The 25,154-nt window shown below is 52.9% G+C and carries 18 protein-coding genes and 1 other annotated feature; of the genes, 6 read left to right on the top strand and 12 right to left on the bottom strand.

Translation table 11 applies throughout. The features are described 5' to 3' along the window. Positions 1-59: 59 nt before the first annotated feature. The gene (locus MKX76_RS23455; protein ID WP_341034682.1) at positions 60-1,058 is read right to left on the bottom strand and encodes a zinc-dependent alcohol dehydrogenase; all 999 of its coding nucleotides are present in this window, start codon (positions 1,056-1,058) and stop codon (positions 60-62) included. A 55-nt stretch (positions 1,059-1,113) separates the two neighbouring features. After that, complete coding sequence (locus MKX76_RS23450; RefSeq protein ID WP_341034681.1) at positions 1,114-7,410, bottom strand: polysaccharide lyase family 8 super-sandwich domain-containing protein; 6,297 nt, start codon at positions 7,408-7,410, stop codon at positions 1,114-1,116. 247 nt (positions 7,411-7,657) lie between these two features. On the opposite strand from MKX76_RS23450, the gene MKX76_RS23445 reads away from it, so the two are divergent. The 3 genes from MKX76_RS23445 to MKX76_RS23435 all read left to right on the top strand — a co-directional run bounded on the left by MKX76_RS23445 (position 7,658) and on the right by MKX76_RS23435 (position 11,169). Beyond that, entirely contained in the window at positions 7,658-9,268 is a 1,611-nt protein-coding gene (locus MKX76_RS23445; protein ID WP_341034680.1) for an extracellular solute-binding protein, read from the top strand. A gap of 81 nt (positions 9,269-9,349) precedes the next feature. Further along, positions 9,350-10,312, top strand: coding sequence for an ABC transporter permease (locus MKX76_RS23440; RefSeq protein ID WP_077568869.1), 963 nt, complete (start codon positions 9,350-9,352; stop codon positions 10,310-10,312). Further along, complete coding sequence (locus MKX76_RS23435; RefSeq protein ID WP_007129107.1) at positions 10,306-11,169, top strand: carbohydrate ABC transporter permease; 864 nt, start codon at positions 10,306-10,308, stop codon at positions 11,167-11,169. Before MKX76_RS23440 ends, MKX76_RS23435 begins: the two co-directional genes overlap by 7 nt. Before the next feature lie 117 nt (positions 11,170-11,286). Here MKX76_RS23435 and MKX76_RS23430 read toward each other — a convergent pair whose 3' ends face one another. Then, positions 11,287-12,228 carry a helix-turn-helix transcriptional regulator gene (locus tag MKX76_RS23430; protein WP_341034679.1) on the bottom strand — a complete coding sequence of 314 codons (942 nt, stop codon included), beginning with the start codon at positions 12,226-12,228 and terminating at the stop codon, positions 11,287-11,289. Between the two features lie 127 nt (positions 12,229-12,355). Here MKX76_RS23430 and MKX76_RS23425 point away from each other — a divergent pair, with 127 nt between their 5' ends. Further along, on the top strand, positions 12,356-13,078 hold the full coding sequence (locus MKX76_RS23425) for an alpha/beta fold hydrolase (protein ID WP_341034678.1): 723 nt from the start codon (positions 12,356-12,358) through the stop codon (positions 13,076-13,078). Positions 13,079-13,145: 67 nt separating this feature from the next. On the opposite strand, the gene MKX76_RS23420 is transcribed toward MKX76_RS23425, so the two are convergent. Beyond that, a complete protein-coding gene (locus tag MKX76_RS23420) occupies positions 13,146-13,757 on the bottom strand; it encodes a TetR/AcrR family transcriptional regulator (protein WP_341034677.1) in 612 nt (203 codons plus the stop codon). Positions 13,758-13,784: 27 nt separating this feature from the next. Continuing rightward, positions 13,785-14,222, bottom strand: coding sequence for a hypothetical protein (locus MKX76_RS23415; RefSeq protein ID WP_213616785.1), 438 nt, complete (start codon positions 14,220-14,222; stop codon positions 13,785-13,787). 346 nt (positions 14,223-14,568) lie between these two features. Here MKX76_RS23415 and MKX76_RS23410 point away from each other — a divergent pair, with 346 nt between their 5' ends. Both MKX76_RS23410 and MKX76_RS23405 read left to right on the top strand, forming a co-directional pair. Beyond that, positions 14,569-15,435 (top strand): sigma-70 family RNA polymerase sigma factor, encoded by an 867-nt coding sequence (locus MKX76_RS23410; RefSeq protein ID WP_213616783.1) that lies wholly within the window; start codon positions 14,569-14,571, stop codon positions 15,433-15,435. A gap of 145 nt (positions 15,436-15,580) precedes the next feature. After that, the gene (locus tag MKX76_RS23405; RefSeq protein ID WP_341034676.1) at positions 15,581-15,838 is read left to right on the top strand and encodes a DoxX family protein; all 258 of its coding nucleotides are present in this window, start codon (positions 15,581-15,583) and stop codon (positions 15,836-15,838) included. A gap of 159 nt (positions 15,839-15,997) precedes the next feature. Here MKX76_RS23405 and MKX76_RS23400 read toward each other — a convergent pair whose 3' ends face one another. The 7 genes from MKX76_RS23400 to MKX76_RS23370 form a co-directional block, all read right to left on the bottom strand. Then, the gene (locus MKX76_RS23400) at positions 15,998-16,657 is read right to left on the bottom strand and encodes an FMN-dependent NADH-azoreductase (RefSeq protein ID WP_213616779.1); all 660 of its coding nucleotides are present in this window, start codon (positions 16,655-16,657) and stop codon (positions 15,998-16,000) included. Positions 16,658-16,812: 155 nt separating this feature from the next. Further along, a complete protein-coding gene (leuA, locus tag MKX76_RS23395; RefSeq protein ID WP_213616777.1) occupies positions 16,813-18,483 on the bottom strand; it encodes a 2-isopropylmalate synthase in 1,671 nt (556 codons plus the stop codon). A gap of 80 nt (positions 18,484-18,563) precedes the next feature. Further along, positions 18,564-18,829 (bottom strand) — a binding site (T-box leader). A gap of 108 nt (positions 18,830-18,937) precedes the next feature. Further along, positions 18,938-20,647 (bottom strand): ABC transporter permease, encoded by a 1,710-nt coding sequence (locus MKX76_RS23390; protein WP_251535866.1) that lies wholly within the window; start codon positions 20,645-20,647, stop codon positions 18,938-18,940. Further along, positions 20,644-21,672 carry an ABC transporter ATP-binding protein gene (locus MKX76_RS23385; protein ID WP_341034675.1) on the bottom strand — a complete coding sequence of 343 codons (1,029 nt, stop codon included), beginning with the start codon at positions 21,670-21,672 and terminating at the stop codon, positions 20,644-20,646. Before MKX76_RS23385 ends, MKX76_RS23390 begins: the two co-directional genes overlap by 4 nt. An 84-nt stretch (positions 21,673-21,756) precedes the next feature. Beyond that, complete coding sequence (locus MKX76_RS23380) at positions 21,757-22,872, bottom strand: extracellular solute-binding protein (protein ID WP_341034674.1); 1,116 nt, start codon at positions 22,870-22,872, stop codon at positions 21,757-21,759. Positions 22,873-22,913: 41 nt separating this feature from the next. Further along, positions 22,914-23,732 (bottom strand): MBL fold metallo-hydrolase, encoded by an 819-nt coding sequence (locus tag MKX76_RS23375; protein WP_210094139.1) that lies wholly within the window; start codon positions 23,730-23,732, stop codon positions 22,914-22,916. 40 nt (positions 23,733-23,772) lie between these two features. Beyond that, positions 23,773-24,924: a GntR family transcriptional regulator gene (locus MKX76_RS23370; protein ID WP_341034673.1), complete on the bottom strand. Its 1,152-nt coding sequence runs from the start codon at positions 24,922-24,924 to the stop codon at positions 23,773-23,775. Between the last annotated feature and the right edge of the window lie 230 nt (positions 24,925-25,154).

Here is a 25,154-nt window from a genome sequence, read left to right as displayed (position 1 = left end):
AAGGCGCAATCGTAAAAAGGCGCCCACGACCGGGCGCCTTCGCTGCACTAGCGTAACAATCAGTACGAGATAACCGCTCCAAGGATTTGGTCCGGTCTGGACGTATAATCCCGATAAATATCCGCGGCATGGGATAACGGCACTTGTGTCGTAATGAGCGATCCCGCGGATATTCGCCCTTCCGACAGGAGGCGGATATACTCCTTCATATTCCGGCCTTCCGTCCATCTGACGAATCCGATCGGGTAATCGCGCCCTTCCCTTTCGTATTCCGGGTCGTACCGCCCCGGCCCGCCGGCCCGGGAGATGACGACATCCGCTTCCTTCTTGAACATTTGTCCGCGGCTGAATTCCATCACCATATCCCCGACGATGACGATTTTACCGCGATCGCGAATCCAATCAAAGCTGCGGTCCAGCAGCTCTTTCTGGGCGCCGGAGGCGCAGTGAAGGACGGCGTCGGCACCGATATGGCCCGTTACGCTGCCGATAGCCTCCTCTACCTCCTCGAAGGTTGCGCACACCGTAATGCCTGCGACCTCCTGAAGCGTCTTTCGCCGCTCCTCGTATAGGTCAATGGCAATGACCTTTATGGCGGCGGCATGAGCGATTCGGGCGACCAGCTGGCCGATGACGCCGAGCCCGATGACAACGGCGCATTCGCCGAATACGAGCCCCGACTGGCGCAAACCGTGTATGGCAATGGCGCCTAAGCCGGCGGCCGAGGCTTCCTTCAGGCTGACATGGTCTGGAACGGGGGCGATCAAATGCTTAGGCACCAGCAAATATTCGGAATGGTTCACGTACGGTGCGCCGTAGCAAGCCACCCGCTGGCCGACGCGAATATCCGTCACCTCGCCTGCGACCTCCACCGCGATACCGGCTGCGCTGTATCCAAGCTTGCTCGGCGTCCCTCCGCTTCGATGAATGATCGATAATTCCGTGCCCGGGCTCACCATCGAATAGCTGGTTTTCATAAGAACGTGATTCGGCTTCATGAGAGGCTTATCGCTCTCGATAATTTTTACCTGTTGTTCATGGGTTACGACGCTTTTCATCAGTCTGGTTTCCTCCATTTTTTATCGTTTGATTAGCCAGCTTTCTATCCACCATTCAGGAGTCGAGCAAGGACAAGGCGTCCCGGATTAAAATATCGGCTTCCGCCTCCGCAATATGCTTGCCTCTCTGGGCCTCGACTTGATGCAGGAACGCCTGCAGCTCCCCGCTTCCCAGCTTCCGGCGAAGGCTGTTCGCAATCCCGCCGTTATCAATCGCGCCCGATGCTTCAAACAGGTCGACCAAGCGGCTGAGCACCGCCGCGCTCGTCTCCGTATGAAAGACCACTTCGGCTTGACTCGAATTGCCCGCCATATCGCTTCCGTTGACCATAAGCGTATGAGGACCGGGCTCAAGCAGATACAGCGGAACGCTTTCATTCGGAGCGATCGGCTGGCCGTCAAGCAGCAAGGCGGTGCGCGAGCTGTCCGGGCCGGACCCCTCATCATGCGTGATCACCTGCAGCTTAAGCACTTCGTCATTCGCGTAAACCGCTCCGGTCACCACGTTGGTCTGAACGCTCGGCGGGGTTCGATCAATCCGGAATGCCGCTTCGCGCTTCGCTTCCGTATGTCCGGCCAGGTCCACCGCGCGGTAGAGCAGACGGTACTCCCCGTCCGACGCGAATTCCAATTCGGCGCTGTCCGTCCCTGCGGTCAGCCACTCCGCGCCGCCGTTCAGGCTGTATTCGATCCGGCTGACGCCTGACCCATCGTCGGTGGCACTCAGCTTGATGCTTACAGGAGACACATACCAGCCGTTCGCTCCGTCAGGGGCTTCAGGAAGCATGGTCATCACCGTAACCGGAGCCTTCGAGTCGGTAATTGCCCGCACAACGACTTCAGCCTCCGGCGCCTGAACGGGTATCCCGCCCGGCAGTAATAGCACCTCCCCTGCATACAGACGCAGCGAGCCCGCAGCCTCTTCCGCAGCCTCCTTCATGCGGAAATTCAAGACAGCCGCTCCGGCGCTCCCGTCCGCTCCGCCGCTGCGGTTCCAAGTGAGGATCAGCCGGCCGGGCATTCCTTCTTGTACGGTATAGGCCTGACCCGGCCCCTCCTCGGCTGATCCTTCATAGTCAAACAGCGTCTCGTCATAAACAAGCACAGCCCGTTCCGCCCGCACGTCTAATCCGGAGCTGCCGGCTTTGGGTTCAAGCGTCGCCTGGAACTGCTCCCCGCTTCTTACCTCTTCCGGGGCGGCGAGCGTCAGGCCCGGCATATTCTCAGGGCTGGGATGGTTTGCACGGTCCTCCTCCGAAATGACCCGGACATTATCGAGAAGCAGCGTTCCCGTTAAGGCGTTGCTGAAAAACTGCAGCTTATCGATGCCCATGCTGTCTGGATTACGGAAGGCGAAGCCGTCTGCAGCGAGCGTACCATTGATATACAGGTCGTAGGTTTTCGACTCCGTATCGGCCACCGTTCTCATGTGATACCACTGTCCCGCTTCATACGGCATCAGCGTCCGAGCCGACGCACCGTCGTAGGCATGAATCGTACCGTTGTTCACAAACAGGATGACCGCGTTGTCGCGGCCTGCGGCATCCTTGATGTACGGCGCGCCGAAGGTCTGATTGGTCTGCTCCGGTCTGACCCAATACTCCACGGTCACCTCGCCTTCTAATGAATCGAACGCCCGGATCGCTGCCGTCTGGCCTGCCTTCGTATTGCGGAGGCTCAAGCTGCGGTTATCCACGCTCGGATTATCCGCGAGCGATACTTCCCCTCCGGTCTGATTCAGCTGCCAGCCGGAAGGCGCTTCGCTTCCGATGATGTTGAAGCTATCGTTCACCGTATAATCGAACGCCGTATCTGAAGTAAGGATTAGCCCTGCCTCATCCTGCTGAGTCCGGATCGATACGCCGTTTGGCAGCAGATAAAGCTCGGATGAGAACAGCCTTAGCGTCGTTTCCGTAGAGCCTGGCGCTTCCTTCACCCGGAAGTTCAATGCCGGGAGACTCTCGCTGGCCTCAGCATGCGCTCCGTTGGTCCAGGTGATAACTAGCTCGCCCGTTCCGGTGTTGAACACATCGTATGCCGCAGCCGGATCACCTGCCGCCAGTCCTTCGAAGTCCAATACATCCTCGTCATAGCCCAGCACCATCCGCTCCGGCAATACCCGGTATCCCAGCGTCAGGAGATCGAGCTTCACCTGCACAGCCTCGCCCGGTCCTGCCTCTTCAGGTGCGACCAGGGCGATGGAAGGACTGACTCCCGGCGGAGGAGCTTCAAACTCGTCTTCCTCCGAGATAACTCGAACGTTATCGATATGCATGGCTCCGGCCGATGCGTTGCTGAAGAAGAGGAGCCGGCTGACGCGGCCGCTGCTTGTATTGCGGTATCCGAAGTCGTCTGCCGCCAATTGGCCGTTAACGTATAAATCGTAGGTTTTGGCGCTCGGATCGAGCTCAACCCGCATGTGATACCATTTTCCCGCCTGATAAGGGGTTACCACCGTCGATGTTGCTCCGTTGAACGCCGTAATATTGCCGCTGTTATTAAACAGGATAATCGCGATATCCCGATTGCCGGCATCGCGGATATACGGCGCGCCGAACGTCTGATTGCTCTGCTCGGGCTTCAGCCAGAACTCGATGGCCGCGCGGCCGTCGGGAGCATCGAATAGTCTGGTGGCCGAGGTCGAGCCCGCGCCTGTATTGCGAATCGTCAAGCTTCGGTTGGCCTCGCTCGGCATATCGGACAGCCCAATGGTGCCCCCCGTCGGGCTCAGTGCCCAGCCAACCAGCGATTCCGCATCCGCCGCATTAAAATGGTCGCTCACCGTGTAAGGCGGCAGCACCGCAGCCGAAGCATCGCTGTTTTGTTTGTCCTGCGGCGATGGTGCCGGCTCCATCCGATTCGTGAGTCCTGCCGCTATATCATCGATGAGAAACTGCCCTCCGGTACCGGCCACAAACCGGATCTCGTCAACCGCTGTCTGCGTCGGCATGCCCAGTCTTGCGGCTTTCCTTGCCTCGTCAATGTACACGTCGTAGCTGCCGGCCTGCGTGTCGATGACCAACTTCACCTTATACCAGGTATCCGCAGCGTAAGCCTGCAGATTGGCAACCGAGGAGCCGTCGCTGGCTATCATCCGTCCCTTGCCGTTCATCGAAATGCGTATCGCCTGCGATTCCCCGGCAGCAGGCAGCAAATCGAAGTGCAGCGGCACAGAGGCTTGCTCCGCTCGAATCCGGAACTGCGCATAAAGCAAGCCCTCTTGCGCTTCAAACTGAACGCCGGCCGTTAATCCTTCAGAGCCTCCTGCCAGCTGCAGCTCCCGGTCATTCATTGCGCCCGGCTGCTCCCAGACGATTGCCGACCCGCCCTCCGGCTCGGTCGCCCACCCCGGAGGCCGCTCGCCCGGAGCAGTCGCGTCGAATGGCTCGTCAAGCGCCGCCGTCACCGCTTCACCGTAAGCCGGCTCCTCGGGCGGAACCGGACCCCCGGATGCGAAGCTTCCCTCAATAACAAGCTGCGGAGTACCGTAGGAATGCTCCTTGCTGTGAAGCGCCAAGTTGACCCCTTCATAATCCGCGCCCGTTACGACAAGGGTCGCTGTTCGATCGCCCGCCAATTGACCGCGAACGTACTCGGTTACATCCCACTCGTAATACTGCTCCATACCGTTAATCCATACCCAATCCAGCGGTCCGGTCTCTTCAGCAGGAGCGTTCAGCCATGTCATATCCTGTTCATTCCAGCCGTCACCGGCGCCAAGCACGTTCAGCACCGCGGACTTGCCTTCCGGATTAAAGGTCTTCGCGCGCAATACGGCCCTGTTCACCGTATCCACCGAAGTCAGATCGAACTTCATGTACGCCTTCCGGTTGTTCCTTACGTCCCCGTCGTCCTTAGCCGACATGGTCGAAGCCGATCCGAACGGCTCTGCCGCTTCATCCCCATTGTGAACGGACGCATCCGCAACCGGTGATAACGCAAGTCTTGGCGGCGTTTCTACGCCTGCCTTCGAGAACGTGATCGACTGCGTCCGTCCCAGGGTTCCTCCTGTCTGAACGGCCAGCTTGATTGTCGGCGACATGCTCAGCACTTTAATGGAAGGATCGGAAGCTACGACACCGGCGGCGGCCCGGTGAATTTCCACCTCAATGATTCCCCGGTTCTCCTGCGTCGGGTCGGATACGGCGACCTCCAATTCGTCCCCCGTTTCCCGCACGGCTACCGCGGCCTTCTTATCCACGGTAATCAACTGATCGACCGTGCGTCTCACGTCTTCCCAGAACAAAGCAGCTGTCAGCTGCAATCGATTCTCCCTTACCGCATGGACGTAATCGTCCTGCTCCAGAATCGTCACGTCCTGCTGCGCCGAATAATCGGCCACTTCACCGGCCGTACGGTTCGGAAGCAGCGTATAAGCATACGAGCCGCCCGCCGGGCTTTTACCGTGATCGAACCATAGGTTCAGGAATCGGTTCTTATACACGGTCGGGTCCGTCGCCTGGTTGGACACTTCGCCCCAAGTGCCGCTTCGCTCCTCCCGGAGCGCGTGCACCGTCGTTCCCTCATTCGGGAATACGTACCCGGTGCCGGCACTGCCCGACGGGCCCTCAAGATGAATATGCCGGACATGCTCCATCGCTGCGCTCCAGCCTAGCGACGTTGGCTGAAGTTGTCCGTTGACGGTGAGCGCCTGCCCTCCGTCACCGCTCAATTTGCGATTCTCGATAATGGTCTCGATCGTCCTACCATCCGTGCTGTTTATATCGGAACCGAGCGCCACAATTTCGTTATCAAAGGCAAACCAAGACTTTTTGGCGCTCAGCGTCGTCCGGTACCCTTCCAGCTCCATGCCCGAAGCTCCGAATTCGCCCGATATTTCCACGCCGCCGACCCAGCTTTTGGTGCTCAGCTTGTTACTGTCCATCTCCGGACGGTCGTATTCCGCGTCTACGGTGATGCCCGGAAGCCGCTTCATATTCACCGTCGCCCAATAATTGTTGTTATACTGCAGATCATCATCATCGTAGAGATAGGTCATCCCGGACGACGTATACCACCCCTTCTTGTTCTCCCCGTTCACCGTCTCAAAATCGTAAATCCGGTTCGAAAACATGCTCAGGCCGAATGCATAGCCAGGCCGCTGCTGAACGGCACGGTCCATGCCGGCATATTGCATGTAGACCGGCTGGACCGCCGCGGGAATGGTCGCGTCCTGCACAATCCTGTTCACGCGAAGCAGCATCGGGATCGACGCGGTGCTGCGGTAATCAAGCTGGTCCTTGCCCAGCACCCATGCCTTGATCGCCTGTTTGTACACGGACGCCCGTTCCGGCTCCGCGAACTCGCTCAGGATCAGCAGGGAATCGATCAGCTTGTTGCCTTGGACGTGATCGCTCGCCCCTTGCCTTGCAGTCGATCTCCCGTTCACCATATCCATCAGCCGCCCGTTATAGACGAGCGGAAGATAGCCGTCGTCCGTCCATTGGTATACATTCTCCACCCTTGGATCGGACAGCTCCCAGGACGAGCCGTCCAGCAAGTACATTAACGTAATTAATATGCTGTACTGCTCCAATCCGTAGGTTCCGTTATACGCGTGCCTGTCATGGGAGATAAAGGAGCCGTCTCTGTACCAGCCGTTCCCTTCTTGTACATAGGGAAAGATCAGCGCTTCATAATCGCTCAGCCGGTCCCGGACGAGCGCCAGCCTGCTGCCGTCCTTCACCAGTATGCCGCGAAGCGCGATGGGCAGGGATTCCGACAGCCGATTCGCTCCATAAGAAGGAACCACGGACAGCGCGTACGTCGTCGGGTCATTGGCGAACCGGTGGACAGCGTCCATATAATGGCCCACCCGTTCGGGTCCGAGCTGATCGTACAGCAGTGTTGTGATATTGCTTAGAACGGTCGGTACGTTAATTTCCCAGTGATGATAGTTGACCTTCCAGTCCAGCCGCTCGTTGTACTGATTCTCGTATACCCAGTCCAAGCCTTGAATCAGATCGCTCAACAATGCCGCATCGCCGTACAGCTCCGAACCTTTCGTGCTGTACGCCAGCGCCATGCGGTACAGCCGCTTATAATTCTCATAAATATAAGACGAGCTGGGGAATTTGGCTTCTACCGCATCTTCCCACAAGTACGTTCTGCCGGGCTCCTTGTTCATGCTGTCCCAAGCGGATTGCCCGCCTGCCGAAATCGAATCGATGCGGGCCTGAACAGCGGGATCCTGAACCGGAAGCTCATACATATCCCCGCCGGTAAGATAATTGCGCCACTTCGCCCTTAACCGGTCGAACTCATCCCCGCCCGCTCCCGAGCCGGCAGCTGCAGGCTCTGCAAGCATGAACACCATCGCCACCATGAGCATCATTGCAATCGCGCGTTTCATCATGCACCTCCCAATTAGTTCTTGACAGACCATTACGTTATGCATATTATCTAATTGACAACTACATTCTAATAAACATTTGAAAACGCTGTCAACAGTTAAATTAACTACCGCACTGCATTATATCTAATTCATAATTAGTTTTCATCCTTTTTTGTTGAGAGTGCCTTATCACATATAGAAGCAAGACGTCTCTCATGCAATGGGCTTCAATGAAGACCGCCAGATTAAAAAAGGAGGAGCATTTATGTCAAAAAAGATGTTTTCTGCAGCACTGGTTTTGACGCTTCTAATCTCGCTTCTTGCAGCATGCAGCGGGAACGGCAGCGGGAATAACCCGCCTGCCGCCGGTTCCGACGGATCGCCTGCGCCGGCCGGCTCCGGCGGCGGGCAAGCGGCGGCCGCCGATTACGGCGATACTGGAGGTCTTGCCCTCCCTCTCGTCGATAAACCGACCACGATTAAGATGCTTGTCGTCAGCGACTCTACCAAGCTGAACGAGAAGTGGGCCGTCCAAGAGCTGGAAAGGCGAACCGGCGTTAAGGTCAACCTCGAATTTTACTCCACCGCCACGTTCAAAGAAAAGCTGAATTTCATTCTGGCTTCCGGGGATTTACCGGATATTATTCACGGCCCTTCGCTCGCGGAGCTCAACGACCTCGGCGGCAAAGGCGCCTTCGCCGCCATCAACGATTACCTCGACCAGCTGCCCAACTTCAAGGCACTTTACGTAGACAATCCGGAGAACAATTGGGTCATGAAGTCTTACTCCGATGAGAAGGGAAATCTGTACACATGGCCGACTTACGGCATCAACCGCGAAGTGAATCACGGCTTCCTGTACCGCAAAGACATTTTCGACAAGCATAATATCCCGCTTTGGACCAATCAGGACGAATTTTATCAGGCGCTGAAGAAGCTGAAGGAATTGTATCCGAACTCCGTCCCGTACTCTTCCAAGACGCAGGCCAACATCTTCCGGGATTGGGGACACAGCTGGGGGCTCAGCGGTTACCCGAACAATTATGACGAGGAAACGAAGCAATGGGAGTTCTCGTTCACCCAGCCGGAGTTTAAAGAAATGCTGGATTTCATGAAGAAGCTTTATAATGAGGGACTGCTTGATCCGGAGTTTATGACCGATACGTCCGCCAACTGGACTGCCAAGATGACCAGCAACAATTCATTTGTCACCTATGACTGGATCGGCCGTCTCGATATGTTCGCAACCCAAGCGAAAGACGCCACTCCGGACTATGATCTCCGTTACGGCAATCCGATCGGCCCATCCGGCAAAACGCTCAGCCTGCCGAAAATCGCGACGTTCGGCCATGCGGTGGCAAAGAACAAAAACACCGAAGTCTCCATGAAGCTCCTGGATTATTTGACAAGCCCGTCCGGCGCAGAGCTGATGACGGTGGGCCAGGAAGGCGTCAACTATGAGCTTGACGAGAACGGCAGACCTGTCTATCCGGAGCTGAAGGACCTTGAGCTCGTTGATATTAAAGCGCTTGAGGATAAATACGGCTTGTGGACGCAAGGCTTCTATGTCCGCACCGATTCCCGCAGCGTGTACTATAACTTCACCGAGAAAGAGCAGGAAGCGCAGGATATGATGAAGGATAAGAAGCTTGCGCTTGATCCGGTCCTGAAATTTACCGACGAGGAGACCTCCACGATCGCGGAGCTCACCCAAGCGCTGCAAAAGGCGGGCGAGGAATTCAGCGCGAAATACGTCTTAACCGCTTCCCACGGTCAGGCGGAATGGGATGCGTGGCTTCAGCAAGCAAAGAAACTCGGCGAAGATGAGTTCGTCGGTGCGTATAATGCGGCGCAAGCGCGTTATGATGCCGAGTAAGGAGAGCTAGAAGATGACCGAGAGACCGTACCCCCTCCCTTCATTGGGCGTACGGTCCTATTTGTTCAAGGAGGTATGTCGATGAATCCGAAGATGAGCGCAGGTGAAGCCGGGCCGTCCAGAGCCAAACCGTCCTGGTTGATCTCCCAGCTTCAGCACATGAAGAGAGACCGGCAGTTTTTGCTGATGCTGCTCCCTTGTATCGTGTTTTACATTTTGTTCCGTTACGGCCCTATTTACGGGCTCATTATCGCGTTCAAAGACTACAGCGTGTTTGAAGGCATTCTGGGCAGCGAATGGGTTGGCCTCGAGCATTTCCGCACCTTTTTCAGCAGCAACGACTTCTGGCTCTTGTTCAAAAACACCCTGCTCCTCGGGCTGTACAGCTTACTGTGGGGATTTCCGTTCCCGATCCTGTTCGCCATCCTATTGAACGAAGTGCGCAACAAGCGCTTTAAAAAGTCGGTGCAAACGTTCAGCTATCTGCCCGCGTTCCTGTCCATCGTCATCATCTGCAGCATGGTTATCGACTTCCTGTCGCCAGGACGCGGTCTGCTCAATCAATTCCTGCAATGGATCGGGCTCGAGAAAATCTATTTCATGATCGCGCCCGAATGGTTTAGGACGATCTATGTCGCATCGGATATTTGGGCCTCGATGGGGTATGAAGCAATCATCTATCTTGCTGCCATTGCCGGCATTAATCCGTCCCTGTACGAAGCCGCCAAGGTGGACGGCGCGAAGCGCTGGCATCTGATGCGATATATTACGTTTCCTTCGCTATTGCCGACCATCCTTGTCCTATTTATCCTGAAGGCAGGCTCCATGTTCCGAATCGGCTTCGAAAAAGTGCTCCTTCTGTATAACCCGATGACGTACGAGGTGGCGGACGTATTCTCGACGTATGTCTATCGAAAAGGTCTGATCGAGCGTGACTACAGCTTCGCAGCCGCCGTGGGGATTTTTGAAGCCTTGATCGCTTTGATCATGCTCGTTGCCGCAAATCTGATCAGCAGAAGAATGGGGGGCAAAAGCTTATGGTAGGAGAAAAAAGATGGAGTCTGTTCACGATCTTCAACACGCTCATCTTATCCGCTGTAGCGGTCGCCACGCTGTATCCGGTCATATATATTATCGCTATCTCGTTCAGCGAATCGTCGGCGATTGCGCAAGGCAAAGTGTTTCTGTGGCCGGTAGGCTTTAATCTCGATGCGTATCGCTATATCTTCTCGGAGGACCGGATTCCTTCGGCCTATTTGAACACCATCTTGTATACGGCGCTCGGCACGCTCATAAATCTCGTGATGACCGCTGTAGCTGCATACCCGCTCTCCCGTCCCGGTTTGTTCTGGCGGAAGTTCTTTGTTATCGGCATCGTCCTGACGATGTTCCTGAACGGGGGCATGATCCCGACCTACCTGGTCGTCGACAAGCTGGGTCTTCTGAACAGCATCTGGGCCATCGTCCTTCCAAACGCCATCTGGACGATGGAGCTGCTTATTCTGAAAAGCTTCTATGAGAATATGTCCGAATCGCTGCGGGAATCGGCCATTTTGGACGGTGCGACGGAGTTTCGCATTTTATGGAGCATCATCATCCCGCTGTCGAAGCCGGCGCTTGCGTCGATCGGACTGTTCTATTTCATGGGACACTGGAACAGCTATTTTCTCCCAATGATCTATCTGAACGACGTGGACAAATACCCCTTGCAGGTCGTGCTCAGGGATATGCTGATTCTGCAGTACGCGGAGGAATCACAAGTGGAGGGCACGAAGGCGCTAATGCCGGACGCGGTGAAGAACGCCACCATCTTCATCTCCATGATTCCCGTACTGCTGATCTATCCGTTCGCCCAAAAGTATTTCGCCAAAGGCGTCATGCTTGGTTCGGAGAAGGGATGACGCCCGCGTTAAAAAAACGCCCTTTCGCTTCCCCGGGTACACCGGCGGCGAAAGGGCATTTTCTTTTCGGGAATGCTCCACAATCGTCAGACTTGCTGGATTCTCTTGAAATAATGCTTAGCTATACAAGGAACGCATCGCTTCGACTTTTTCCTGAATGTATGTGATCGCTTCAACCGGCCCCTTAATCTTGACCTCGCTCCCGAGATTCCAGATCAAGTCTACATAGAAACGTAAATCCTCCGTGGCAATCTGAATGGCTGCCGCTCCGCTTCCGTCTTCGTTGCGCTGTATACTCGGGGCAAACCGGGGATTGGATTCCAGAAGCCATACTCCCTTCCTGGTGATCTCGATATGCAGCACCGTTTGATCCAGATGGCCTTTCTCCGGCTTATTCATCAGCGTCATCTTCCGGATCTCATCCCGGGGAGGGACCGATGGGTTGAGCGCTGCCGACAGGATCCGATCCGCTCTGAACTGACGGATATCCTCCCGCTCAAAACAATAAGCCGGGCAGTACCAATAACCGGAGCTCGTGTAAAGGCCGATGGGCTGAATATCCCGCTTGGCTATCCCGCTGCTGGAGTTGTACTCCATGGTGACCACTTCGCCGGTCATGATGGCTTGCATCAGCGTTTGAAGAATCCCCGGAGCCATGGAACGGTACGGACTCCATAACATGATTCGCCCGTCCAGCCGATCGATCTGCTCCTTGATATCGGCAGGCAGATAATGATAGAACTTTTGCAGTGCGGATTCGGCCCCCTCGCCAAATGGCAGGGAGAAGAAATAGTCCAGTGACTGGCACGCGAAGAACATCGCGATGGCTTCGCTTTCCGAGAGGCTGATGGGCGGCAGCATCCTGTCTTGAAGCAGCTTGTACCCTCCCCCTCTTCCCTGAATGGAATAGATCGGGATGCCGAGCTCGGACAGCTCCTGCAAGTCACGGGTAATCGTTCGAGTGGATAGCCCGAACTCATCGGCAAGCTCTCGAACGGTAAATGACTTTTTCGCATTGATCATCATAATCAGCTGAATGAGACGCTGCGACTTTTGCATGGGTCACCTTCTCTTCGAAGTTTTTTTCATTATAGCATTTAAATAAGACATGATTTGTCTTATTTACGTGATACGATGTTCACAAATAACACGCAGCATATCAACCTGTGAGGGGAGTTTAACTTATATGAAGAAGAACACGAACGAAGAGATCGGTTTTGTATTTATCCATGGGGCGGGATTGGAGGGCCGAATATGGAGTAACGTTGCGGAGGGACTGGGTCATCCTTCTTTACTTCTCGATTTTCCACTTAGGAAGGGACCAGTCGATTCAAGGAGCGACCTGGCTTTAGAGGATTATGTCAACCATATGGAACAACAAGTGAATCAATGGGGCATCGATAGGTTTGTCATCGTAGCGCATTCGCTCGGAGGCGTTCTAGCCCTAAAGCTCGCTTCCAAATTCTCTGATCGATTGGCCGGCTTTGTCGCCGTAGGGGCAGCGATCCCTAAGAACGGCGGTTCGTTCGTGTCGGTTCTTCCTTTCCCAAAACGAATGCTCATGACGGCCATTTTGCGCAAATGGGGTACCAAACCGCCGGAATCCGCCATCCGCGCCGGCTTATGCAATGACCTGTCAGAGGAACAGACGACGGGGCTCGTACAAGGCTTCGTTCCCGAGGCCGTACGCGTATACACGGACCGGGCTCATGCGGCCGTTCCGGCTGTGCCGAAGCTGTACGTCAAGCTGACGAAGGACAAGGAATTCCCTTCTTCTCTGCAAAATAAAATGATATCGCATCTATCCCCGCATTCCGTTGAACAACTGGAATCCGGCCACTTGCCGATGCTCAGCAAGCCGGGAGATTTGCGGCGCATTCTGCAATCCTTCCTGGGTCGCATCGCTTAATTGAAACGGATACCCATAGAAGTTAGTACAGAAAAGGCTGCCAGCATGCTAGCAGCCTTTAAGGTTGTTACCTTCGTTGAATCAAAAAATCCAAAAACATCTCCGTCGTCGGAAAAACATAATTGCCTTGGAAACTTCGGCTAGTAAATGCCACGCCTTGGAACGTGCTGTAATAGAATAAAGCCAATCTTCGCGGGTCCCCCGGCTTGAAATCGCTTTGCCGCTGCCCGGCTTGAATGAGCTCTGATAGGCTATCGATCAACCGGTTCATCGAGGCCCGTACGGCATTCTTCAGATCCGGGCTCAGCTCTCGATCTGTAAAACTATCGATCTGGCTAATTAGAAGCAGCCCATCCGTGGAGGAAGGATCCTCTTGAAGGTTACCCAGCAAAAATGTGGTTGCTTCTATGATCACATCTTTTTCATTGCCCTCTTGTTCAAAGAGCCCTGCCATACGGTCAAACCCGGGGATCGAAATTTCGATCAGCCTGCTCATGATTTCTTCTTTGGTAGCAAAGTACCGATATGCTAACCCTTTACTGAGACCGGCATCATCCGCAATGTCCTGCATTGTGGTTTTGCCAAACGTTTTTGTAGCGAAAAGTTTAGCTGCCGATAATAAAATCTTCTCCGTAGCCTCGGCTCTCATGGTTTCAAAGCGTTCTTTCTGCTTGCTCAACGCTAACTGCTCCTCCCGTTCTTCACCTTATTCTGCTGTTAGGAATCCTTGATCCTCCATCATTTGTGTAGGGGCATCATGGGTAATCGTAAAGACCATCTTAATCGAATCTTCTTTAACATGCAAAATGTAAAAAGAATCATGAACCAGATCGAAGGATTTACCCGAAGCCTGCTCGACTCTCGCCGTGCCTTTAACTTCTACCAGCACATAGTTGTCTTTTAAAGGGGTTTCCTTTACGGGCGTAAGCTTGAAAAACTGATAGCCTAAAGATTTTAAGTATTCCCCCGATTCTCTCGTCCCTGCCAAGTAATCCTCCTTCTTCACCGCATGTACGTCACCGGATGGATAGGCGCCCACCAAGGGGTCATTCACCAAGGGATCTAGAAGCTCCGGATCGTACATATTGTTCGCGTGCTCGAAATCTTTGAAATAATTCTGAATTCTTTGGCTTACTTCGCTCATTGTTTATTCCTCCAACCTCTTTTTAGAGTGATTTCCAATAAAATAAATGACTGAATATATAGTCATTATATTTTCTGTTCCATTAACTGTCAACCTCGTTCGAAAAAAATAAACCAAATATTACTTCTGGTTTCTTAATATTGAAGGTAAAGTGTAAGCATATACGCTCGACCATCAACACTCCCGGGGGAGCAAGCCGCAGGTTGGCCAATGTTTGAACCTTCATGAAAGGAGCTTCACCCGGCTTTGTTGATGCGATGGGCACGATTATTTATTTTCCAATCTGTCACATCGGCACGTTTCCATACGTCAATCCAATGAGAGCTTATAGAAGGGAGACTTTTCAATGACCGACACCCATTGGCTTACGGATCAATTCGAAGCCCATCGTTCCCATCTGCGATCGGTAGCTTACCGAATACTCGGGAGCTGGAACGAGGCAGAAGATGCCGTTCAGGAATCGTGGTTTCGATTGAACCGCTCCGAGACGGATGCGATCGAGAATATCGGAGGGTGGCTGACAACCGTCGTGTCTCGGGTATGCCTTGACATGCTGCGTTCCCGAAAGGCACGGCGCGAAGAATCAATGGAGGCTTACGAAATCGGAAAGTCCACCGAACTTGAAGCTGGGGGTGACCCGGAGCGGGAGGCGTTGCTGGCTGATTCGATCGGCCTAGCATTGCTCGTAGTGCTTGACACCTTGAGTGCCGATGAGCGGGTTGCATTCGTGCTGCATGACATTTTTGCCATTCCCTATGCGGAGATTGCCCCTATTATAGGCTGCTCCGAGGCCGCAGCGAGGCAAATGGCCAGCCGTGCGCGCCGCCGCATACAAGGAGCAAAGACTTCTTCCAAGACGGACCTCTCCATTCAGAGGAGACTCGTTGATTCCTTTCTGGCGGCGGCGCGGAGCGGCGATCTCGGCGCATTGCTTCAGGTCCTCAACCCGGGAGTCGTGCTGCGTAACGATCGCGAGAACGCTCCGAAGGAAGTCCGCGGTACCCATGCTGTGGCCGAACAACTGATGTGGGGACGCGCCAAAGCGGCACGGCCGGCTCTCGTCAACGGAGAGGTCGGCGTCGTCATTTCACCTGGGGGGCAATTGCTCCTCGTATTGGCTATCGACTATGCGGATGGGAAGATCAATGGAATCGATGTGATTTCCGATCCGGCACGCATGAAGGAGCTGGACTTGGTCACGTTAAGCGAGTAAACAGCTTTTCATTCTATTATATATGGAGGGATTTGCATGATCCTGTTCTCGATCGTACTTCAGAGCTTACTTGTGGCGTATTATCTATTCTCGGGCACGGCCAAAATCATCGGAGCCAAGTACTGGGCCGAGATCTTTGCCCACCTTGGGCTCTCCCAGAGATTTTCGCGTCGTTACCGGCATCGTTCAATTAGTCGGAGCTGCCGCGCTCATCGCTGGCTACTGGTATGGCTGGGCAACCGCTTGGGCCGGGGTATGGCTTGGTATCACGATGCTGGTCGCATGCTTCGTGCACCTTAAAGCTCGGGACACTTTCGGAAAAACAGCACCTGCCCTCGTATTCGCTGCATTGAATATCATTGTCCTATCCATCAATGCAAACGAGCTGACTAATATTTTCTGAACGAGCCGGATTGCCCAAGATAACATAATGGCTGAATGTACACTGTTCCAAATCTCGCCGTAACAAAAAAAGGCACCTCGTTCGAGGTGCCAATTCATCAACGGAGTGATCTCATGATAACGTCCTCATCGGACAGTTGCACGGTATGCAATGGTGAAATTACTTGATCGCTCCCTCAACATGAACCGATCTTGCAAAGGACGCCGCCGCAGACTCGGCTTCACGGAAGGCCTGGGCTAAAACTTCATCCTTTCCCCGTGAATAGCTCCCTTGAGCACGGATAATTTGATAGTCGACGCCCATAAAGTTAAACATCGCCTTTAAATACTTGTGAGAATACTCGACTTCCGTGTACCAATCCTGATTCGTATAGATTCCATCGCTTGCTTGAATGACAAGCACGTTTCTGCCGTCGGTTAGCAGACCGACCGATCCCTTGTCCGTATAGGCGAACGTCTCTTTAGCGATCAGAATGTTATCGATATAGTCTTTCAGCTTGGAGGGAATGTTAAAGTTATGGAGCGGCATGGCAATGACATATCTCTTCGCACGCTTAAATTGCTGCAGAATTTCCGTCATGCGGGAGTCGAGCGCCTGCTCCTCTTCAGTCAAAGGCTCTCCGCTTCTCCTTTTATCATATAGGCTCAGAAAGGTCCGGTCTATGCAAGGAATGGTTTCCCGATATAAATCGATCTGTTCGATTGGCCCCTCCGGATTCATCTCTCTATACGTCTCCAGAAAATGATGGAGCACTTGCAGGCTTATCGACGAATCGTCATCCACCATGGGGTGTGCATTGATAACGAGCAGTGTTTCCAACTTCGATCTCTCCCTTATCCTGTATTTCTGATACATAGATGAGACAAATAGCAGATGTCTTTTGTGACATGATCGCTGAGGACGCCAAATAAAAAAACCGACCCCAAAAGCAGGTCGGTTGTTCTTGTTCTATAAGCAGTCCATGAACTCGGACTTTAGTTGGCTCGGTTCCGGCTAAATTGATTCACAGCGCTAAACAGTGCTTTTACAGACGAGGTCATGATATCAACATCAATGCCGCAGCCCCAATATACGCTGCCGTCAGCAGCCGTTATACCGATGTAAGAGACCGCTTGTGACTTCGAGCCTGTTTCCAATGCGTGCTCTTTATAGATCAGATCGGTATAGTTCATTCCAAGCTCGGTTTGAAGCGCATTGCTGATTGCATCAAGTCTTCCGTTTCCGGTGCCTTCAATCTCCTTGACTTCATGGCCGGTCCGGATCGTAACGGTCGTATGGAAATCTTCATTATCCGTCATCCGGTATTTGATAAACTCGACAGGCGAAGTTATATTCACATATTCCTTCACGAAAATATCGTAGATTTCTTCAGGCATCAGTTCCTTCTGCTGCTGATCCGATACGTTTTTCACGAAGTATCCGAAGTTTTCGCGCATTTTCGCCGGGAGATCGAGCCCGTACTTCAGCTGCAGGACATATCCGATGCCGCCTTTGCCGGACTGGCTGTTAATGCGGATAATATCGCCTTCATACTCCCTGCCGATATCCTTGGGATCAATCAGCAGATAAGGAACCGACCAATGCCGCGGCTCTTGTTCCTCGCGCCACTTCATTCCTTTCGCAATCGCATCCTGGTGCGAACCCGAGAAAGCGGTGAATACCAGCTCGCCTCCGTATGGATGTCTCTCGCTTACTTTCATCTTGGTCAGCCGTTCATAGACGGAGATAATCGCAGGGATGTTCTCAAAATTCAGCTTCGGGTCCACCCCGTGCGAGTACATGTTGAGCGCCAGCGTCACAATGTCGACGTTCCCCGTTCTTTCGCCGTTTCCGAACAACGTGCCCTCGACGCGCTGGGCTCCGGCCAGCATTCCCAGCTCCGCATCCGCCACGCCCGTTCCTCTGTCGTTATGCGGATGGACCGACAAAATGACATGCTCCCGGAAGCTCAGATGCTCGCTCATATACTCGATCTGGCTTGCGTAGACGTGAGGCATCGACATGGAGACTGTTGCAGGAAGGTTAATGATGACCGGGTTCTCGGCCGTCGGCTGCCATACGTCGAGCACACTGTTGCAGATATCCAGCGCAAATTCGATCTCCGTTCCGGTAAAGCTCTCCGGCGAATACTGGAACTGAAAGTTCCCTTCCGTCTCCTCGGCGCATTCCTTGAGCAGCTTGGCGCCGCTCACGGCGATGTCGATAATCTCTTGTTTGGACTTGCGGAATACCTGCTCCCGCTGCGCTACGGAGGTCGAGTTGTACAAATGGACAACGGCCTTCTTCGCGCCCTTCAGCGATTCGAACGTTTTGCGGATGATGTGCTCTCTCGATTGGGTCAGCACTTGGATCGTAACGTCATCCGGGATCAAATCCTGCTCAATCAATGTGCGCAGAAAGGTAAACTCCGTCTCCGATGCCGCGGGGAATCCGACCTCGATCTCCTTGAACCCGATCTCCACAAGCAATTTGAAGTACTCCAGCTTTTCCTCCAAATTCATCGGAACGATCAATGCCTGGTTTCCGTCGCGAAGGTCGACGCTGCACCAAATCGGCGCCTCGGTAATATATTCCTTTTGGGTCCAGCTCAAGCTTGTCTCCGGCGGCATAAAATATCCTCTGGCGTATTTCTCAACATTTTTCATGGATATCCTTCCTCTCATCGATTTCCTGTGCTTAACTGCAAAAGATCCGGATGCACAAAAAAAGCCTTCCATCTCCAATAACAGGAGACGAAAGACTTTGACATCTTACGCGGTACCACTCCGAATTCATGCCGTCATCAGCATGCACTCTACGGATACAGGGCTGGCAGCAACGCACAATCCTTGCATCCTCCTGAAGATAACGGTCAGGCTCCGGCTCCACCTACTCTACGGGTTCAGCGAGCAACTCCAAGGCGAGTTCCGATTTTCTCCACGGCTGTTTCGCACCATCCAACAGCTCTCTTCACGTTTTGAAAAACGTACTATTCCTTTTCAACGTTTTAAATATTAGAAACAATGTATATCACCAATACGTTTGATGTCAAGTATTATCTTTCATGTGTCAGGGATGTGCATTGTTCTATAGTATGCCGTTATTTCAGAATTTTTACCTTCAAGTTCTGCTGTTTCTGCCATATACAAAATATAAAGTAATGGTGGACATGATCATCAATATAACGGAATACACCAAGGTTAACGCTTTGGTATCCGCTGCGGCCTGCGCATCCGTGCTGTTCTTGATGACGATTCCTAACGGTTGGTACAGGGGATGATAGAGGAACACCGTAACGTCGTAATCCGCCAAAATCCCGTTAAAGTTCAAAGCGAGTACCGCTAGCGTTGACGGAAGAATGATGGGCAGCAGCACTTTCCTGAACGTATAGAAGGGTTTGGCGCCAAGGTTTCTTGCCGCATCTTCCAAATTGCTGTCCAAGCTGAAGAATGATGCCTTTACCATACGCAGGGTGAAAGGAATATGAACGATTACATACGCGATCAACAGCATCCAGACCGTTCCCACCAGAACCGAATTCCCGATCACCAGCTGGGGCGTATTAAACGTTACGATCAGTCCGATCGCGATTAATGTCGAAGGCAGGATCCACGGGATCAGCAGCGAATATTCCAGGGCAAGCGTCCACTTGTTATTATATTTATGCAATAATCTTGAGACCGCCAGCGTCAACGCTACGACGATGACCGAGGCTGCCGCGGCATAGACGATGCTCACGAGATAAGGCTTGAATGCGGACATGGATGAAAACACTTGAATGTAATTGTCCAAGGTGAAGCTGCTCGGATTCAGCGTGGCGGTAGTAATGCTGGCCGAATCGGTGAACGAAAAGAGGATGATGAGCACGACCGGAACGATATAGAGCACAAACAGGCCGTAAGCCAGAATATGAGCGGCGATATTCCCGAATTTGTGGCGAATCTTTTGCTTGACCAGCTCGGATTTGACTTTGGAGACCGACATGAAATTGCCCTTTCGTTCAAACCGGATCATCACGGTTAACAGTACCAGCGTTGCCAAACCGAGAATAAGGGCCAGCAGCGCGGCCAGATCCCTCGACGTCATGCTTTTCGAAAATGTCAGGATCATCGGCGTAATCGTCTGGAATTCCTTCCCGCCCAGGATGAGCGGTGCAGACGTGGCGGCAAGGCCGGTCAGGAAAGTCAGGATCGTTAGCGCATAAATGGTAGGCTTCAGAACCGGAAGCACAACTCTTCTTAGGATGTACCACGTTGAGGCTCCCATATTTCGCGCCGCTTCTATGGTCTGAAAGTCGATTTTGCGAATCGCATTGCCCATAAACAGGAAGTGGTTGGACGTGCAGGCGAACGTCATGACGAATAGAACTGCCCAGTAGCCATGAAACCAGGTTGTATCAAAAGAAGGGAATAAGCGGACCAAGAGCTTGGTCATAAACCCCTCTTCGCCATACACGAATTTATATCCGGACACCAGCACGACCCCGCTGTAAATCAGCGTCGTCGAATATCCGAGCTTTAAGATCTTCGCGCCTTTGATATCGAAGTATTCCGAGATCAGCACGAGCGTAATGCCCACGATGTTTACCGTAACGACAAGCGAGAACGCCAGGATAAAGCTGTTGTACAAACTTCTCATCGCGCGTTCGGACGACAGCAGCTTTTCCGCTGCCTCCAGCGTAAATTTGCCGTCTTTAAAGAAGATTTCGCCATAAATATTCAAGTTCGGGTAAATCAGAAAGGCAATGACGAACCAAATAATCAATCCGTACAGGATAATGGCGATCGGGTTCATGGAAGCCAGCCGGGTGTTTAGGCTCCGGACATTCATGCTTCCCCCTCCTTCATCGGGTACTGCAAAATATCGCCTACCGGAATGTAAATATCCACCTCGTCGCCAACCTCATGATGGACAAGCCGGCTCTCTTTTTCTATGGTCTTTAATTGTCCGCCGCCGGCAATCTCCAGCACATATTTGCTGTATAATCCGTAAAATTCCCGCTCCGCAATCTTGCCCTTCAGCTGGATCGTATCAATGCCCGGCAGGGGCAGCAGGCTGACCTTTTCATTCCGGACATAGGCGATGTTTCCCGGATGGACCACCTCATGCAGCCGGCTGTTTGTTATCGCCTGCGGATCGATCCGGTTAATATCCCCGATAAAATTACACACAAACTCCGTCTGGGATTGGTTATAGACCTCCTGGGGCGTGCCTACTTGCTCCAGAACCCCCTGATTGAATACGCCGATCCGATCGGACAGCGTTAACGCTTCTTCCTGATCGTGCGTGACATAGATCGTCGTGATCCCGAATTTCTTCTGCAATTCCTTCAGCTCGTTTCGAAGCTGTACCCTCAGCTTAGCGTCCAAATTGGATAAGGGTTCATCCAGCACCAGGATACTCGGCGTTAACACCAGCGCCCTGGCAATCGCCACGCGCTGCTGCTGTCCGCCGGATAATTCCGATACCTTCTTGAACAGCTGTTCATCCTTCAAATCGACCTTACGGGCAATATCCCGTACCCTTTGGTCCACTTCAGCCTTGGAAATCTTCTTTACCCGCAAGCCGAAGGCGATATTCTCGAACACATTCATTGTCGGAAACAGTGCATAGCTTTGAAACACCATACCGATCTCTCTTTTCTCGATCGGCAGATGAGTAATGTCGGTATCCTTCAACAGGATCCGTCCGCTCGTAGGCGTAATAAACCCGACCAGACTGCGAAGGGTCGTCGTTTTTCCGCAGCCCGAAGGACCAAGGAACGTGAAAAACTCCCCTTCCCGAATATGCAAATTGAGGTTCTTGACCGCATGAAACGCTCCGAATTTAATATCAACGCTCTGGAATGTAATCATCGTATACTCTTCCTTTTTGTTGTTCTTGAATGAACGGCTGTATATTGGCCTCCCAATATACAGCCGGCTTGACTCCATTCCTTCTTATTGCATAATCTCCAGCTCGATTTTCTCCGCCCACTGATCCATGTTTTCGGCGATAAAGGCCCAATCCAGCTCCTGCGGTTTTAAGGTAGAATACAGCTCCTTGACGGACGCGTTGGCTTGCTCGGCCGCTTTCGTATTGGCCGGCATCGCATTGAACTGTGCCGCGAATTGTCCTTGGACTTCTGCGGATCCCATCCATTCCACGAATCGTTCCGCCGTTGCCTGCTTCTTCGTTCCATTTACAATCGCAGCGTGCTCTACAACCATCGGCACGCCGATTTCCGGACTGACGATGCCTGCCTTCACTTTATACTGCTCTTCCTTCTGCTCCAGGGTTCCGGAGACCAGCGCTCCCAGCGGTGTTTTGCCGCTGGCCAAATTGGCATAGAAGTCTTCGCCCTCGACAGCGTTAACCCCGTTATCATAGAGCTGCTGAATTTCGTTCCAGCCTTCCTCCGAGATGCCGAGATCACCATTTGGATTCTGGAATCTTGTCAGAATCCCCGCTACGACAAGGCGAGGGGTATTTTGTCCAAGGAGCGTCGGAGCCTCATACTTCCCTTTGAACGCGTCGTTCTTATAAAGGTCCGTCCAGTCCTTCGGGGCGGTATCGGCCGTGAATTCGTTCGGGTTGTACCCAAGCAGAATCGCTTGCTTCACAAGACCATGATAGTAGCCTTCCGGATCGTTCAGACCCTGTTCAACATCTCCGGCCCAGCTTGGAACAAACTTAGCCAGCACGTCTTCCTTCTTCAAATTCTCATACAGCATATTGTTCAAGCCGTATACAACGTCCGCGATCGGGTTGTTCTTCTCTGCGATCAACCGGTTCGTCAAATCGGCGCCGCCCGCCCCAACAATTTCAATGTCAAAGCCCGCGCTCTTCGCTTGCTCGATTAACCATTCGCCGCGGCCGTCAGAGTTCGCATTCGTGTACACGATCAGCTTCTCATTCTTGGCCGGTTCGGAAGACGAATCCGTCCCAGCCGATGTTCCGGCCGGCGCTGCGGCCCCCGAATCGCCCGTGTTTGCATTGCCGGCATTGTTGCCGCCGCAAGCCGATACGACCAGACACAAAATGAGAAGCAAAGCTGCCATCGTCCATTTTCTCATGATTATCCCAACTCTCCTTTTAATCATTCTTCTTATTCGTTTCAAATGTTTATGATTAACCCGTCGTATGCCGGCACAATTCCGACGGGATTGAAGATGCGGACAAAATCCTCGTGAAGCAGCTTGGAATTATGGCTAAAGTGCGTGACGACGATTTTGCCTTCGGGCTTCAGAATGCTTTCTTTCTGGAACTCGCGCTGAGCCTCCAGCACCGTTTCCACGCACATATGATTGCGGTCGCGGGAATTTCCCGTATATCCGTGCGTGCAGTCGAGGATGGCGCAATCCAGATTTTTGCCCTTTAACCACGCCCACGTCGCATCCGGAAACCACCCTGAATCATGTCCGTACAGCAGTGCTTTTCCATCCTTCTCAATCACGTACAGCAGGCAGGTTTCCATGCGGTCATGATCCGCCAACAATGGCGTTACCCGCGCATCGCCCATCATGAACGTCTCAAACGGACGCACCAGATGGAACGCATACCTTTGTCCTTCAAAACGGCCGATCGCGGCACGCGTATGATGCATCACGGTACCATTGCCATAAATGTGCATCGGATGCTGAAGGCCGTGCGCAATTCCTTCCCTCCGGCATTCCAGATCAGCGGCATTATAATGATCCGAATGGGAATGGGTGACGAGCAGATGCTCGATGGCCCCAAGGTCAATGTTGTCCCGCAGCGCCTGCATATAGGAATCCGGGGAATAGTCAAACTTGATGACATCGTCAATGATGGCGGAAGTTCGCGTGCGGATATTTTTGCCGCCTAGCTCCCGCGCTTTGGCACAATACTCGCAGTGGCAAAATGCATTGGGAAAGCCCTCTGCGGCTGCGGTTCCTAGAAAGTGTATTTTCAAAAGTCATTTCTCCTTACCATGCAAACTGTAGCGATCCATGTTACGTCCTGGTTAGAACGGATTTTCGTTCTACAATCGATGTTTGAATTTTAATGGTGATTGGATTCTCGTTGGAGCTGCCAACACGCTTCATCAGCAAATCAACGGCCGATCGGGCAAGCCTCTCGGTATCTTGTCGAACCGTCGTGAGCGGAATCGGAATATAGGCTGCCAACTGGATATCGGAGAACCCGACGATGGACAGCTTGTCAGGGACCGGGATATCCATATGGAGTGCGGTATATATCGTCGAAATGGCCACGTGGTCATCACCGCACATGATGGCGGTCATGTGGGGGTTGTCCTGAATGAACCGCTCCTGTTCCGGATCTCGCTCATGGATGCGGCTGGTATTGCAAGCCACGCTCCTGAAGTGAATGTTCTGGTATTTTACCGGGATTTTATGGTCGAGCAGCGCCTGGATATACCCTTGGTACCGCTCCTCCCTGCTTGTGATATGATCGATCGCGTTCGACGTATAGCCGATTTCCCGGTGCCCCTTCCCGATCAAATACTTGGTCATTTGGTAGGAGCCCATATAGTGGTCGTGATAGACGCAGTCGATCTCCACTTCATGGAAAATGCGGTCGATGATGACAAGCGGCAGCTTTTGCAGCTTTAACCGTAAAACCTGGTCGCTGCAGGTCTTCCTCCCCTGAGGGAATAAAATAATGCCGGTGATTCCTCCTTCGGCCAGCCTTTCCAGGCAAAGCTCCTCATCGTCGCAATCCTTCGTCATTTTCAAAATGAGGTCGCAGCCGTGCTTTCGCACTTCGGCCTCGGCGGCGGCGATGATTCGGGCAGTATAATCGGACAGGTGAGGCATGATGAGCGCGATCTGCCCGCTCCGCTTCTCGACCGCCGGAGCCGCCTCGGGATCCTGGGGAGGGAACCCTCCTTGCGTGATGCGTCCGTCTTTCGGTTCGGCAAGGAACGTTCCTCTTCGGGGCAAGCGGTACACCAGACCCTGCTCGGCCAGCTTTTGCAGCGCTAGCTTGCTCGTCATTCGGCTGACGCCAAACAGCTTGGCAAGCTCGCCCTCCGAAGGAACCGGATCATGCGGCCGCAGCCTGCGGCTTTGAATAATCTCGATGACCTGATCGGCCACCCGGTGATAGAGTTGGTTCTGTTTGGTCAAACGGATATCTTTCATCACATTATCCCTCTAATCGTTGAGTCGACTCGAATCCGCAAGGGATCTAATTTGAACATAAAGAATGTCACTGACATATTCAATGATATATATGTAAATGTCTTGTAAAATCTATGTTAAATCCGGATTTTATGCTCCAAAATCAGGAATTGTATATCAGTGACATCCCCTCTTTACAAGCAACCGATTATTTGGGACATACGGCATTGCGGCTCCAAAAGAAAAAACCG

The sequence above is a fragment of the Paenibacillus sp. FSL R5-0810 genome, assembly GCF_038002285.1.
Lineage (GTDB): Bacteria > Bacillota > Bacilli > Paenibacillales > Paenibacillaceae > Paenibacillus_AQ > Paenibacillus_AQ lactis.
Note: the sequence above shows the minus strand (reverse complement) of the source record. Positions and strands in the feature narration are given on the sequence as shown.